This is a genomic window from Auritidibacter sp. NML130574, from assembly GCF_003185725.2.
GTDB classification, from domain to species: Bacteria; Actinomycetota; Actinomycetes; order Actinomycetales; family Micrococcaceae; genus Auritidibacter; species Auritidibacter ignavus.
In genome coordinates, this window is the sequence record NZ_CP031746.1 from 1,961,074 (window position 1) to 1,974,942 (window position 13,869).

12 protein-coding genes and 1 pseudogene are annotated in these 13,869 nt (G+C 58.3%); 4 read left to right on the top strand and 9 right to left on the bottom strand.

Annotated elements, in window-relative coordinates:
- Window positions 1-12: 12 nt before the first annotated feature.
- The 3 genes from DCC27_RS08885 to DCC27_RS08895 all read right to left on the bottom strand — a co-directional run bounded on the left by DCC27_RS08885 (window position 13) and on the right by DCC27_RS08895 (window position 3,879).
- A complete protein-coding gene (locus DCC27_RS08885) occupies window positions 13-1,083 on the bottom strand; it encodes an acyl-CoA dehydrogenase family protein (protein ID WP_110110858.1) in 1,071 nt (356 codons plus the stop codon).
- Entirely contained in the window at window positions 1,080-2,255 is a 1,176-nt protein-coding gene (locus DCC27_RS08890) for an acyl-CoA dehydrogenase family protein (RefSeq protein WP_110101617.1), read from the bottom strand. Before DCC27_RS08890 ends, DCC27_RS08885 begins: the two co-directional genes overlap by 4 nt.
- 73 nt (window positions 2,256-2,328) lie before the next feature.
- Window positions 2,329-3,879 (bottom strand): class I adenylate-forming enzyme family protein, encoded by a 1,551-nt coding sequence (locus DCC27_RS08895; RefSeq protein ID WP_110101618.1) that lies wholly within the window; start codon window positions 3,877-3,879, stop codon window positions 2,329-2,331.
- A 168-nt stretch (window positions 3,880-4,047) separates the two neighbouring features.
- On the opposite strand from DCC27_RS08895, the gene DCC27_RS08900 reads away from it, so the two are divergent.
- Window positions 4,048-4,512, top strand: coding sequence for a MaoC family dehydratase (locus DCC27_RS08900; RefSeq protein WP_110101619.1), 465 nt, complete (start codon window positions 4,048-4,050; stop codon window positions 4,510-4,512).
- Here the strand turns inward: DCC27_RS08900 and DCC27_RS08905 are convergent.
- The 5 genes from DCC27_RS08905 to DCC27_RS08925 form a co-directional block, all read right to left on the bottom strand.
- Complete coding sequence (locus DCC27_RS08905; protein WP_199445918.1) at window positions 4,500-5,165, bottom strand: HAD family phosphatase; 666 nt, start codon at window positions 5,163-5,165, stop codon at window positions 4,500-4,502. The two genes, DCC27_RS08900 and DCC27_RS08905, sit on opposite strands and share 13 nt — an antisense overlap.
- The gene (gene fabG / locus DCC27_RS08910; RefSeq protein WP_110101621.1) at window positions 5,158-5,919 is read right to left on the bottom strand and encodes a 3-oxoacyl-ACP reductase FabG; all 762 of its coding nucleotides are present in this window, start codon (window positions 5,917-5,919) and stop codon (window positions 5,158-5,160) included. Before fabG ends, DCC27_RS08905 begins: the two co-directional genes overlap by 8 nt.
- Before the next feature lie 51 nt (window positions 5,920-5,970).
- Window positions 5,971-6,492 (bottom strand): thioesterase family protein, encoded by a 522-nt coding sequence (locus DCC27_RS08915; RefSeq protein ID WP_110101622.1) that lies wholly within the window; start codon window positions 6,490-6,492, stop codon window positions 5,971-5,973.
- The gene (locus tag DCC27_RS08920; RefSeq protein ID WP_110101623.1) at window positions 6,489-7,451 is read right to left on the bottom strand and encodes an NADPH:quinone oxidoreductase family protein; all 963 of its coding nucleotides are present in this window, start codon (window positions 7,449-7,451) and stop codon (window positions 6,489-6,491) included. The genes DCC27_RS08915 and DCC27_RS08920 overlap by 4 nt, the downstream gene beginning before the upstream one ends.
- A gap of 183 nt (window positions 7,452-7,634) precedes the next feature.
- On the bottom strand, window positions 7,635-8,912 hold the full coding sequence (locus DCC27_RS08925) for a DDE-type integrase/transposase/recombinase (RefSeq protein WP_208392075.1): 1,278 nt from the start codon (window positions 8,910-8,912) through the stop codon (window positions 7,635-7,637).
- Window positions 8,913-10,171: 1,259 nt separating this feature from the next.
- Here DCC27_RS08925 and DCC27_RS08935 point away from each other — a divergent pair.
- The 3 genes and pseudogenes from DCC27_RS08935 to DCC27_RS08945 form a co-directional block, all read left to right on the top strand.
- Window positions 10,172-10,776: pseudogene (locus DCC27_RS08935) on the top strand (transposase); the annotation flags it as partial.
- 58 nt (window positions 10,777-10,834) lie between these two features.
- Window positions 10,835-12,032 (top strand): IS3 family transposase gene (locus DCC27_RS08940; protein ID WP_371682193.1). Its coding sequence is split into 2 segments (ribosomal slippage): window positions 10,835-11,097 and window positions 11,096-12,032, totalling 1,200 coding nucleotides; the frame shifts between segments, so codons are not numbered across the junction.
- Between the two features lie 135 nt (window positions 12,033-12,167).
- A complete protein-coding gene (locus DCC27_RS08945) occupies window positions 12,168-12,437 on the top strand; it encodes a hypothetical protein (protein WP_110101492.1) in 270 nt (89 codons plus the stop codon).
- A 34-nt stretch (window positions 12,438-12,471) separates the two neighbouring features.
- Here DCC27_RS08945 and DCC27_RS08950 read toward each other — a convergent pair.
- A protein-coding gene (locus DCC27_RS08950; protein ID WP_110110699.1) for an IS3 family transposase occupies window positions 12,472-13,700 on the bottom strand; the annotation gives its coding sequence in 2 pieces (ribosomal slippage) (window positions 12,472-13,421 and window positions 13,421-13,700; 1,230 coding nt in all).
- Between the last annotated feature and the right edge of the window lie 169 nt (window positions 13,701-13,869).

Here is a 13,869-nt window from a genome sequence, read left to right on the forward strand (position 1 = left end):
AGGTGCGGCACGCTACAGAGTGATATCGACCAACGGCGCGAGGTCTTCGCGGTGGGTACCGGGGGTGCCCAAGCCCAGCTGGTCGGCTTTAGCCCGCTTCAAAAGCAGGTGAATCGGGAACTCCCAGGTCATCCCATTACCACCGTGGAGCTGGACGGCTTCCTCAGCAGCCTTGACCGCCACGTCCGCGTTATAGGATGCCGCCACCGCGGTCGCGATGGGCAGATCCTGATCGGCATCGTTCAGCACTCCGGCTGCGTAGCGAGCCGCGGCCTGTGCGGAGGTCACCTGCAGATACAGATCGGCCAGCCGGTGCTTGATGGCCTGGAAGGAACCGATCGGGCGAGCGAACTGGATACGGGTCTTCACGTATTCGACCGTGGTGGTCAAGCACTGATAGGCCACACCGTACTGTTCACTGGCCAGTAGCGCCGTGGCACTGCGCAATCCGAAGTCCACCGCCGCCACGGCCTGGTCGCCACTGGCCAGCACGGTACCTTCTCCAAGACCAGACACGGTCGCCAGGGGCCGGGACATATCCAGGCTGGTCACCGGTTCAACGGTGGCCTGCTCAGCTTCGATGAGGTGCAGGTTGACACCATCGGCCGAAGCCAAGGGCACCAACAGCAAATCCGCACCCCAGGCACCGGCTACCGGGGTAACCGAGCTACCCGCCTCAACGGCAGACCAGTGTCCAGCACGAGCGCTGAACGGTAGCACCAAGGCAGCAGTCTTTTCGCCGCTGGCCAGCTGTTCCAACGCGTCACCAGCCTCGAGGTGGTTCAACACCTGGGTGGCCAACACCGAGGAGGTCAAAAACGGCACCGGTGCCACAGCACCACCGAGTTCTTCCAGCACGGTGGCCGCTTCACGTGGTCCGCCACCAAATCCGCCGTGGTCCTCGCTGATCAACAGACCGGCCAAGCCAATCTCACCGGCCAGAGCGTCCCACAGTGCAGTGTGCCAGGGCTGGGGGTTGTCGTAGAGATCGGCGACATCAGCCGAGCTCAAGTGTCGCGACAGTGCATCTTTGACCGCATCGCGCAGGTCGGTTTCATCTTCGGTATACAGCAAATTGGTCATCGTGGCACATCCTTGAAGGGAATTCCTTTATCGGGGCGAGCTTCTTGGGGCAGACCGAGTACGCGCTCAGCTACCACATTGCGCATGATTTCTGAGGAACCGCCTTCGATCGAGTTCCCCTTGGCACGCAGGTAGCGGAATCCGGCATCGCGACCCAAGAAATCTGCCTTCGTGGGACGACGCAGCTCCCAATCCTCATAGACCAGGCCTGCATCCGGATCGAGCTCGAGGGCCACACCGGTGACCGCCTGAGCCTGAGTGGCAAAGGCCAACTTCAGCGCCGAAGATTCTGGTCCGGGCTGACCAACTTCCAGTTGTTGGCGCACTCGCTCACCCACCAGCCGGGTGACTTCGGTTTCCACCCACCAGTGCAAAATCTCTTGTTGTGCAGCGGGGGTCCGTAGTTGCGGGTTCTCCCGCCATTGACGAGCCAACAGCCCAATCTGACCGGCTTCACGATCGGCCCCAGCACCAATGGCAACACGCTCATTATTCAGCGTGGCATTGGCGACCCGCCAGCCTTCGCCGGTCTCACCAACACGGTCTGCATCAGGAATCTTCACATCCTGCAGGAAGACCTCGTTGAACTCGGCTTCACCGGTGATCTGGCGTAAGGGGCGGACCTCGACTCCCGGGTCTGACATATCAACCAGGAAGTAGGTCATGCCGGCGTGCTTGGGTACCTCAATGTCAGTACGGGCTACCAGAATCGCCCGCTGAGCCTGGTGGGCCACCGAGGTCCAGACCTTCTGACCGTTGACCGTCCAGGTATCTCCATCCAACACCGCGCGGGTAGACACCGCGGCCAAGTCAGAGCCGGCACCGGGCTCGGAGAATAGCTGGCACCAGATTTCTTCGCTGGTGTAGAGCGGGCGCAGGTACTTGTTCTGCTGCTCTTCGGTACCCTTAGCGATCAGGGTCGGAGCGACCATACCCAGACCAATGCCGTTACCGTTGGTATCTGGGCCAGGTGCGCCGGCTTCTGCCAGGCGAGCATTGACGAAGTCGTTGTACTCGCGCGGTAGGCCCAGGCCACCGTGTCCCTCAGGGAAATGCACCCAGGCGAGACCGGCATCAAAGCGGGCTCCGAGGAATTCTTGAACATTGGAGGTATCGTGTTCGGCCAGGAGGCGATCTATCCTCTCGGATAGCAGCTGGACGGGATCAGTCACGAGACACTCTCCCTTCTTTCTCTATGTTGTGTGTATCCGTTGGGGGTCTATATTGCGGTCATCTAGAGATGGTCTAGGACCGTTGCGGGGCGCTGGAGACTCGCACGCCCTGGTCACGGAGCTCATCCCGGTCGATGGCGCGTTTCAGGATTTTGCCGGTCGCCCCCTTGGGCAGCGACTCCACGAAATGATAGATCCGCGGAATCTTGTAGTGCGCCAAATACTCGCCCAGCCATTCCTTCAATGCGGGCGCATCGGGGGTCGCATCGGGGCGCAAGGTAATCACCGCGGCAATTTCTTCACCCAGATGCTCGTCGGGCACCCCGGCTACGGCGACTTCCACCACATCCGGATGGGTGTAGAGCACTTCTTCAACCTCGCGCGGGTAGACGTTGTAGCCACCCCGAATGATCAAATCCTTTTTCCGGTCCACAATGAAGACATAGCCATCTTCATCAATCCGTCCCAGGTCACCGGTGCGGAACCAGCGACCGGTGAAGGTCGCGGCGGTCGCATCAGGACGGCCCCAGTATTCTTTCATCACAACCGGGCCATCGAGCGCGATCTCACCGATCTCATTCACGCCCAGCTCTTGGCCATTATCGTCCAAGATGGTGACGTCGACGCCTTCCACCGGCAGACCGATACTGCCTTCTTTGCGGGTCGCATGGGGCCGGTTTCCGATGCCGTACCCGGTGGTTTCGGTCAGACCGTAGCCTTCAATAACATCTCCGCCGAAGGCTTGATAGAACTTCTTAGCCACCTGGATGGGCAGAGCAGCTCCACCGGAGGTCACCTTCTGCATGTTCGAAAAGTCCTCGGGGCGGTAGGGATTCGGTACGTGCAACATCGCGTTCCACATGGTCGGCACCCCGGATGCTGAAGTGAGTTGGTGCTTGACCATCATCTCCATCATCCCGTGCGGGGTGAACGGGCGAAGTAGCGATAAGCTTGCCCCGCCATGAAAGACGGTGTGCATCACCGCTACTTGTGCAAACACATGGAACATCGGCAACCCCGTGCCCAGACTGTCCGAGGAGCCCAACTCGTTGGTGGTTGCGGCCATGCGACCGCAGGCCATGATGTTGTTGTGCGTCAGCACCGCACCTTTCGGACGTCCGGTGGTCCCGGAGGTGTACAGAATAGCCATCGGGGTTCCATCGGCGAGATCGGCGGGATCAGCCAGGGAGTCGGCGACCAGATCGTCAAAAACCCCAGGCTCCAGGAGCCAGGTGGAGACATCTGTGGCCTCGGCAGCTTTCTCGAGTTGTTCGAAACCTTTGCCGTCTTCCTTCCACCCCAAGGCCAGCACAGGTTCTGAGTCCTCGATGAAGTACTGCAGTTCGCGAGCGGTGCAGGCTGCGTTGACGGTCACCGCGATAGCGCCCAGCGCAGCCAAGGCGTGATAGGCCAGCACGAACTCCGCTGAGGTGGGTACCACGAAAAGAACCCGATCCCCCGGTTGGATGCCACGGCGCTGAAATTCGGGGATCACACCGCTGATGTTGCGAGCGAGCCGGTCATACGACCAGATACGTTCGGCCTCATCGACCCCTTCACGCAAGGCGTTGGCTTCAGGTTGTTGCTGGGCGTGATTCCAGATGATGTCTACCAAATTGGTCATGGCGGTCCTTCTCCACATTAAGATGTGATCTACCTCTCACCTAGCTTATATCGAACTTGAGATCAGATTCAAGACAACTGCGCAAGAGAAAAATGATCCATTGAATCCGAGTTCAGGTTCACTTAACATGAAGGTGATATAGCTCACCTACGAGAAGGAGATATCACGATGGTAGAAGTCACCACCGTCAGCTCGATCGCCGAACTGAAAGAACTCCAGGGCAAGGAACTGGGCCCTACGGAGTGGTACACGGTTGATCAGGATAAAGTCAACGCTTTCGCCGATGCCACCGAAGATCATCAGTGGATCCACATCGATGTCGAACGAGCCAAGGCCAGCCCGTTGGGTGGCACCATTGTTCACGGGCTGTTCACGCTGTCGCTGGGCCCGTATTTCTCTGAGCAGCTGATTCAGCTGGAGGGCTTTACCCACACCTTGAACTACGGATATAACAAGGTCCGTTTCCCCCATCCCCTACCGGTGGGGACCCGAATTCGCGTGACCTCGACAATTTCTTCAGTGGAAGAAGTCGGCGAGGGTTCAGCCCAGGTCACCACCGTGCAGGTGTATGAGGCCGAAGGTATTGAAAAGCCGGTTTGTGTTGCCGAGGCCCTGGGACGTTACACAGAGTAATTACTCAGTAAGTCGCTCAGCTGAGCGCGAGTGCTGGCGGCATCGGTATGGCGGATGGCTCCCATCCCCAACCGGGCCGCTGCATCGAGATTATGCTGAAGATCGTCAATCATCACCGTCTGCTCAGGAGCTACCTCGAGCTTCTGGCAGGCGGTGAGGTATGCCACGCGTGAGGGCTTGCGTGCACCAATGACTCCGGAGATGGTGACCGCATCGAACATGGACTCCAGTTCAAAGCCAGCATAGGTATTGTCGCCAAACGAGTTCGACAGCAAGCCGGTAGGGATACCGGCTTGACGAATTTCTGCCACGAGATCGATGGTCTCCCGGTCCGGGTGGAGGTAAGACTGTATCTCCTCAATGGTCCCGCGATCAGGCACCTGCAGTCCGTGCTCCGCCAGTTCCTCGTGGTAGCCCTGTTCGAATTCGGCCGCGGAGATGCGACCTTCTTCGTGGGCACCGAGCAACTTGGCAGAGGCGGATCCTTTGGTACCCAGGATCTTCAACGGCAGGTCACGGTTACCGTACTTGTCTCCGAACGCTTGGAATCCTGCCAGCAACGAGGTGGTCAGCACTCCGCCGAAGTCAAACATCACGGCAGAGTACTGACCAGAGCTGGCACCATCAGATGGTGTCGGCCGCTGATTAGTCAAAGGGACCGCCACCTGCATAAATAACCTGACCGTTCACGTAGCCAGCGCCTTCGGAAATCAGGAAGGAGGCCAGGTGGGCAACGTCGTCGGGCTTACCGCTGCGGGCAACCGGGATCTGCGCAACGGTTTTTTCAATAAATTCGTCGAAGCTGATACCAATGCGTTCGGCCGTGGCAGCGGTCATATCCGATTCGATAAAACCGGGGGCAATTGCATTGGTGGTGACACCGAATTTACCCAGCTCGATCGCCAGGGTCTTGGTAAAGCCCTGCAGACCAGCCTTGGCAGCGGAGTAGTTGGCCTGACCACGACTGCCTAAGGCTGAAACACTGGAGAGATTCACGATACGACCGAAGCCAGCCTCCGTCATATGCTTCTGGGTTTCGCGCGACATCAGGAACGTACCGCGCAAGTGCACACCCATCACGGCATCCCAGTCGTCCACGGTCATCTTGAACAGCAGGTTGTCGCGGATGATGCCGGCGTTGTTGACCAGCACGGTCGGGGCGCCGAGCTCATCGGCAACCTTGGCAACAGCGGCCTTGACCGAGTCTTCATCGGAGACATCAGCGCCGACGGCCAGGGCCTGGCCACCGGCGGAGGTGATGGCATCGACGGTCTTCTGGGACTGCTCTTCGGCCAGATCCAGCACCGCAACTTTCAGGCCATCAGAGGCCAGACGCTGGGCAATGGCTGCACCGATGCCGCGACCGGCACCGGTAACGATGGCAACGCGTGGTTCAGTAGTGGACATGGGGTACTCCTTCAAATCGAGTTGGAATCGAGGAAAATCAGGGGTCGGGGGCTAACGGAGCTTCAGGCTACCGGAATCCGGTGCCAGCCAGCTGAGCTGACGATCGTGGGCCAGTCGCTGGTCGAGTTTGTCACCGAGCTCGTCATTCCAGGCGGTCGACCGCCGCGTGGACATATCGACGTGAATATCGGCGAATTCGGCCATCGAGGCCACCTCGCCGGTGGTGAGATTCGCAGCAATGGCCACACCGCGCAAGAGTTTCGCGTTGCGGTCCACTAGGCGCACATAGCCACCGAGTTTGGCACCGATCTGGATTTCATGGGCGAAGGTCACGTGCTGTTCCAGCGTAAAGGTGCTGCGTCCATGGGTCTGGATGTAGTCGGGGGTGATGCCCATGGACATCAGACCGTAGTGCAGGGTGTGCATCAAGAACTCGTAGTGCCCCAAGACGTTGACGTGATCGTTGTAGTCACGCCACCGTTCGGGGGCGGTCACAGAATAAACCTGCTCGAGCTCTCCCAGCTCATCGAGAGTGGGAATGTAGATGCGCTGGGAGGATGCCTCGGTGCTCATGCGCGCAGGACCACCTTTCCGGTCGCGGTGCGCGTTTCCAGAACTTGTAGGGCTTTGCTGGCCTCAGCGAGATCAAAGACCGGGCCGAGCGGTGGCACCAGACGACCGGCGGCCAGGTGCTCTTCCATATCGGCGAACTGCTCGGCAATAAAGCCGGGCTTGTTCAGCCCAAAGGCACCCCAGCCGACACCGACCACCGAAATATTGTTCAGCAGCAGGCGGTTGACCTTGACCTCGGGGATGGAACCGGCGGTAAAGCCGATAACCAATAGTCGACCCTCCGGCTTCAGGGCGCGCAACGAGTCGGTGAAGCGGTCACCTCCAACCGGGTCCACCACAATGTCCACGGAAGACCGGCCGAGTTCCTCGAGGAAATTCTCGGAGTTCACCACACGGTCGGCGCCGGCCGCGCGGGCGATCTCGGCCTTCTCTTCGGTGGAGGTCACGCCAATCACCTCGCGAGCGCCGAAAGCTTTGGCGATCTGAATCGCGGAGGTACCGATACCGCCGGCGGCACCGTGAACGAGGACGGTGTCCTCGGAGCTCATCGCCCCGCGACGGCGGAGCGCGAACTGGCAGGTGCAGTAGTTGAACAAAAAGGCTGCCCCCTGCTCAAAGCTGATGTTGTCCGGGAGTTTGAAGGTCAGGTCAGCCCGGGCGGTGACTTTCTCGGCGAACCCACCGAGCAAGCACAGCGCTGCCACGCGGTCTCCGGGAACCAGTCCGGTGGACTCGGGGGCGTCGAGGACTTCGCCGGAGACTTCGGCTCCGGGGATGAACGGCAAATCAGGCTTCATCTGGTACTGCCCGCGCGTTTGAAGCAGTTCTGGAAAGGCCACCCCGGCGGCCTTGACCTGGATCAGTACTTCCTTATCGGGGTCAGTGACAACGGGGTCATCGACCTCGTTAAATTCGATGGCTTCGGGTCCTTCTAGTTGTGTGATCTGTATCGCACGCATACACCAAACATAGATGAACTTGAGTCCAGATTCAATAATGGGGTGTATCAAAGAATGTGGACGGGCGTAGTGCCTCATGTCAAACTGAGCGCGAAGGGTAAGTCGTGCCTCACAGATCGTGAGCGCGAGAGGTCGCGTGGCTGCAGTGTCGTGCCTCAGCTAGTTTGAGCGCGAAAACTTGGGTTAGCTGGCTTTGATGCGGATGCCGGTGGTGCGGCGTTTTTGCCGGGCCTGGTGCTTGCTGTCGAGGTCGGCGGCGATGGTGAGGGTTTTGTCTTTGGCCAGGCTGATCAGCCGGTCTTGGTAGGTCAGGATTTGGCGGGTCAGCTGGGCTGGATTGATCCTGCGGTAGATGGCCGCTAGCTCTTCTTGTTGGGCGGTGGAGAGGATCCCGGCATCCAGCAGCCGGTGGTAGGGAGTCTTGGGTTTGTCATAGAGGCGTTTGCGCCGCCCGCTGGCGTCTTGGGTCCAGCCGGTGGGTTTTTTGGTGGCGGTGAAGTAGTTGAGTTTCAAACCCACCACCTGCCATAGGGCCGCCAGGATGGCGCGTTCATCTGCGGTGTCGTACCGGTAGTGAAACCCAAATTTTCGCACGGCGTGGTTGTTTTTGGATTCCACGGTGGCTTGATCATTTTTTTGATACGGCCGGCCCCGGGTGAAAAAGATCAACCGGTCAGCAGCCCAGTGCATGACTTCGTGGTTGATGAACTCTGACCCGTTGTCACAATCTAAGCCCGCGATCCCATAGGGGATGGCGGCTGCGGCCCGGTCCAATCCTGCCAGGATGTGCACTTGGGCGTTATGACGGAGCACTTCTAGGTGCACCCACCCGGTGCGCACATCAGTCATGGTTAGGGTGCGGGCGAATTCGCCTTGCAGGGTTGGCCCGCAATGGGCCACCGTGTCGGTTTCGAAAAACCCTGGTTCGTCTTCGACCTCATCGCCGGCTTGTCGCACCGTAATCGAGTTGCGCAACAAGGCCCCAGGCTTGGTCGTAGCGATGCCTTTGAGGCGTAACCGGTCGCGTTCGGCCTTGAGATACCGGTCAATCGTGGCGGCACTCATGGCCACCAGCTGGGCACGCACCGTGGGGTTATACCCGGAGCGGCCAAACGCCAACTCATCGTGGGCTTCTAACGCGTCTAACCAGTCTTCCATCACCGGTTTCATGTATTTGCCCGAGGGCATGCCCATCAACCGCCACACCCGGATCAACTGCTTTTTCGCATTCGCCGAATACTTCGTGGGTTTATGCTTTCGACGGTCAATGCGCACCACGTTTTTGACCCCGATGGTCTGCGACGTCAGATACCGCCTGGCCGTGGACCGGCCCAACCCAGTGGAAGCACAAAACTGATCTAAAATCGCTGACTTCTCCGCCTTGGACCCCGTGCGATAATCCCTACGTAATTGCTTGGTGACTTCAATCCGAGCACTCATCGAGACAATGTCCTTATCCATGCGTTCACACTATGGCTTCGCGCTCACGATACGTGAGGCACGACCTGAGCTACGCGCTCAATATCAATAAGGTACGTCGCTTCCTTGCTTCATGGAATATTTATCGCCATGATTAGATTGTGGTCGTTCGCTTTTGTGACGATCGGAGCTGTGCTTGCGGCAACGGGGCCTACGGTGAAACTGCAAGATTGTGCCTTATGGAATCACTTTGATGTGCGGGAATCTCGCTCACTGTCGAATGCCGAAGAGGTGCGAGGATGAATCGCATACGCGTGAACGTGAAGACACACTGGATGAATGGCTGGTTCATGAGAATGTTTGCTTCACCGGTGCTGTGCGTGAATGGTAAGCAGATTCCAGCGAATTTCAGTGCACCGACTGTGGTATCTGTCGAAGAACCTGTCGTACGTATTGGCGCAGGTATCCGCTATTTCTCTCGTGGACCGGTATTAGGGTGTGAGCCTGAGCTCTGTCGTGTGGATGATTCGTCGGGTGTCGTGAACCTGGTATTCAAGAACGGCGTGTGGAACCATTCCCCATTTAGGATCGTGTCCGTGCAGTGATGTGCGGGGTAAGGGGCTCGTGTTGCTCAATCCGCATCGGGAGTGTCTGCCTCGCGATGGCGGGCGCGAGTAGTCAAGAGCTCGGCGACGGCTGGTCCGGCGGCCAGGCCCGCGATTGCATCGATGAGGGTGTGGCTGGGGTCATTTGTGCCGAGCGACGGGGGGGGTACGGATACAAGCGGGGAACCGGTCATCACATTCGGCGCGAACGCTGATCCAGGCAGCGTTGAAGATGACGGCATTGGCAGCCAATTCCCATCGCCGGCCGCGGTCGGCGCGTTCGACCAGTTCCCAGTAGCTCACGCCGTGCTTCTTTCAGTACCACGTGATGGCCTGTGCGCCGGTGGCAGCGGCGCGAATCGGCAGGGCTGAGAAGCATCCGGCACCTCCGGCGGCCAGGAGGAGGACGGTAACGAAGTAGACGTAGGTGGCAACCTGCCTACCGACGACATCCGTGGAGCATAATGGTCGCTTCGCGTTCATCGTCGAACGACGGGGCGTTGAAGACGGCGATAGTGTCGGCGTGGAGTGGGAAAGGTCTGGCGGGTGTGCACGGTGATTCCTTCCACGAGGTCTGTCGGGTGTGGGTGGTGTCATCGAGCGTCTGGACCGTTGTCGTGGAAGAATAGTGACTCGCCTGCATCGCCTTCGTCCTGGCACTGACTCTGGCCCCATCGCTGGCCGGGCTCGAACGGCTGTTGCGACGGGCTGACCGGACTGCCAGAGGCAATCGAAGCGACCTGGCTGGACTCGTTCGTCCAGACCTGTGTCGTACCCCTTGAGCCGGGCTGCGAACAGGTTCGTTGCCTACGGCGATCGCAAGGCCGTATCACGGGCATTAAAGGCCCGCTACACCGCAAGCAACGAGGATACCGCCAAGGCTGCGTTTGGATGATGTCGCAGCCTCTGAGCTCGGCCAGAAATACCCGTTAGCGGTCACGACGTGGACGAACGCCTGGGAGCGGTTCGTGCCATTTCTGGCATTCCCGCCAGCACTGCGCCGGGTGATCTATGCAACGAATACGATCGAGTCGCTGAACTATCAGCTGGGCAAAGTCACGAAGAACCGCACGCAGTTCCCCAGTGACGAGGCCGTGGTCAAACTGATCTAGCTAGCGCTCTGCACGATCGAGGACAAACGCGCCCGCGAACGAGCCAAGGAACGCGGCAAACCCGCCGGCAGACTCGTGCAAGAACAAGTCACCACGAACTGGAAACAAGCCCTCGCCCAACTCGCCGCCACCTACCCCGACCGAATCAACCCCTACCTCTCAACCCAATCCCCTACACAACAAACTTGACAAGTGGGGTGTATCAAGGATGTTGGACAGTTTCTCTTGATGGGGAAGGATCAAGAGTATGGCAACATCATCGAGGCGGAAGTTCAGTCCGCAGTTCAAGGCTGAGGCGGTCCAGTTGGTGGTCCAGTCGGATCGGCAGATTGTCGAGGTTGCCGGCGAGCTTGGGCTCAAGCCTGGCACGTTGGGTAACTGGGTGAAGAAATACAGGCAAGAGAATCCAGAGCCGGGGAAGGCGATGACTCCTGCTGATCATGGCCGGTTAGCGGAGTTAGAAGAAGAAAACCGGCGGCTGAAAATGGAAAATGAATTCCTAAAAAAGCCGCGGCCTTCTTCGCCAGGGAGCAGGACTGAACGAGAAGTCAGCCCTGATCGAGGCGGAGAAGGACAACTACCCGATCGACTGGATGTGCACCCAGCTGGAAGTGGCGCGTCCCTCGTTCTACGCGTGGCGGGCCCGGGTCGGCACCACCACGGATACCGAAGCCCGCCGGGAAGTGTTGAAGGTCGAGATCGCCCGGATCTTCGATCAACAGCGCGGCACTGCTGGCTGTCGGCGTGTGGCTGCTCAGCTCAACCAGGAGGGCTTCGAAGCTTCGGTGGGGCTGGTGGCCGAGCTGATGCGTGAACTGGGGTTGAAGGCGGTGCAGAAGCGGGCGTATAAGACCACCACGGTGGTCGACGGTCGAGCCCAGGTCTTCGAGGATAAGCTGGGCCGGGACTTGGCTCCAGAGTCCCATTCTCCCGGTACTGCACTGGTGGGAGACATTACCTACCTGCGTACCGGTCAGGGGTGGCTGTACCTGGCTACCGTGATCGATTTGGCCACCCGGATGGTCATCGGTTGGCAGACCGCCACCCACCTGCGCACCAGCCTGGTCATCGACGCTTTGGAGATGGCCCGCACCCAGGGTGGAGCGAAAAAGAATGCTATATTTCACTCAGACCATGGGTCTCAGTATACTTCAGATGAATTCATTAATTATTCTCAACAACACGGATTTATCCAGTCGATGGGCAGGACCGGGGTCTGTTGGGACAACGCCGCCGCGGAGTCATTCTTCGCGACGTTGAAGAACGAAATGTATCACCAGCAGGTCTTCACCACTCGGGGCAGGGCGCGGTTCGCTGTGGCTGAGTACATCGAGGTCTTCTACAACCGGCGCCGCCGCCACTCCAGCCTGGGCTACCGCACCCCAGCACGAGCCTGGGCCGACCACCACGAACCAACCACCGCGGACCCACCCGCAGCGGCCTGAAACACAAGAAAAACACCGAGAGACTGTACGAAATCCTTGACACAGCCCAAGCCATAAGAAGGCTTAACTAAATGAGTAGCTTACTGTGACCCTGCTTATAGTTGAATGTGGAAATAATCAGAGGAGATAACAGGCATGAAGAGCAAGTCGAAAGCCACACTGACAGGTGCGGTTATCGGTTTTTCAACTTCGTCAATCGCAGAAATCATTCGATATTCGATTGGCCAACGAGACATGTCCGACCTTGGCTGGGCTGTTGCTATGGTTCTTTATTTCACCGTGATCGGTGCAGTAATTACCACAGGGGCATATACCGCAAAAATTGGGGTGTACTCCAGTAGACGCAATTTAGAAAGCCACGATCATAACTCCACTGCTTCCACAAAAGAAGAACAAGAAAATTAAGATTACTGAAGCGCCCTGGGTTTTGTTCCGTTTTCTATACGGGGCTTAGGGCTTGTGCCTGGGTCATATGGTAGCTGGTTTCGGCTTCGGTCGGGGTCTGGTAGTTCAAGGCTTCATGCAATCGGGTGGTATTCCACCAGTGGACCCAGTTCATCGTTTCGAATTCCACCTCAGTAGCTGACGGCCAAGCGGGCCGAGCATAAATCAATTCGGTCTTATACAAGCCATTAACCGTCTCGGCCAATGCATTATCGTAAGCATCTCCAGCGGTCCCAACCGATGCCGTCAGACCAGCCTTGGCAAGATGTTCGGTATAGCGAATGCTGACATATTGCAAGCCACGGTCGCTGTGATGGACTAACCCATCCAGGGCTTGGTCCTTAGCACTGAGCAGCGCGTGCTCTAACGCTTCCAAGGGCAGCGCATCAGTACGCATCGTCGTGCGGGTCGACCAGCCCACGATCTTACGACTGAAGGCATCCGTGACAAACGCGGTGTAGCAAAACCCGCTGGTGGTGCGCACATAGGTTATATCCGCGACCCACAGCCGGTTGGGTGCTGTGACGCCAAAGTCCCGGTTGACCAAATCTGGCCGCTGATCCGAGACCTTCGCAGCGATGGTGGTGTGGGGTTTTCGTCCTCGCACCACACCGCTAAGTCCCGCCAGGCGCATCAGCCGAGCCACTTCGTCACGGCCCACATCCCAGCCAGCACGTCTCATGGCATGCCACATTTTGCCCACCCCATAAACCCCATAATTGGCTTGGTGCAGCTCTTTGACCACTGGGATCAGGGCTGCATCCCGACGCGAACGATCACTGGCAGGACGGGCTTTCGCCGCCCGATAGCCACCTGAGGTGATGAACCCACGGTCTGTCGCACCCAAAACACGACAGATGGACTCGACTCCGAAACGATCCCTGAACATGTCAATGTAAGCAATCATCTCGTCGTGGGGCGGTCGAGTTCCGCTGCGAAAAAAGCTGACGCCGTCTTGAGGATCTCATTAGCCCAGCACAGCTCCGCGTTCTCCCGCTTCAGCTTCCGGATTTGCGCTTGGGCATCCGTGGACACCCCTGACTTCTGACCGGTATCCACTTCAGCTCGTTCCACCCAACGACGCAACGTCTGTGTCGCGATACTGAGCTTGGGCGCGGTTTCACGAATCACCACATACCGGCTCGGCGCGTCTTCATCTTCGAGCCGATCAAACACCATGCGCGTGGCACGATCTTTAAACGACTGCGGGTATTTGGTTGGCATAGTTCTATCCTCTCATTTTAGGACGGAACAAAACCCAGGACGGTTCAAGTTCTACCAATCATTGAATCCGATCGAGCTCAGCTAAATCATTTCCCAGCACGGCAGACCCAGAAGGCCATAACAAAAACGAAGACATCTAACAGTTCAAACCCATAAAGCCAGAAAATAA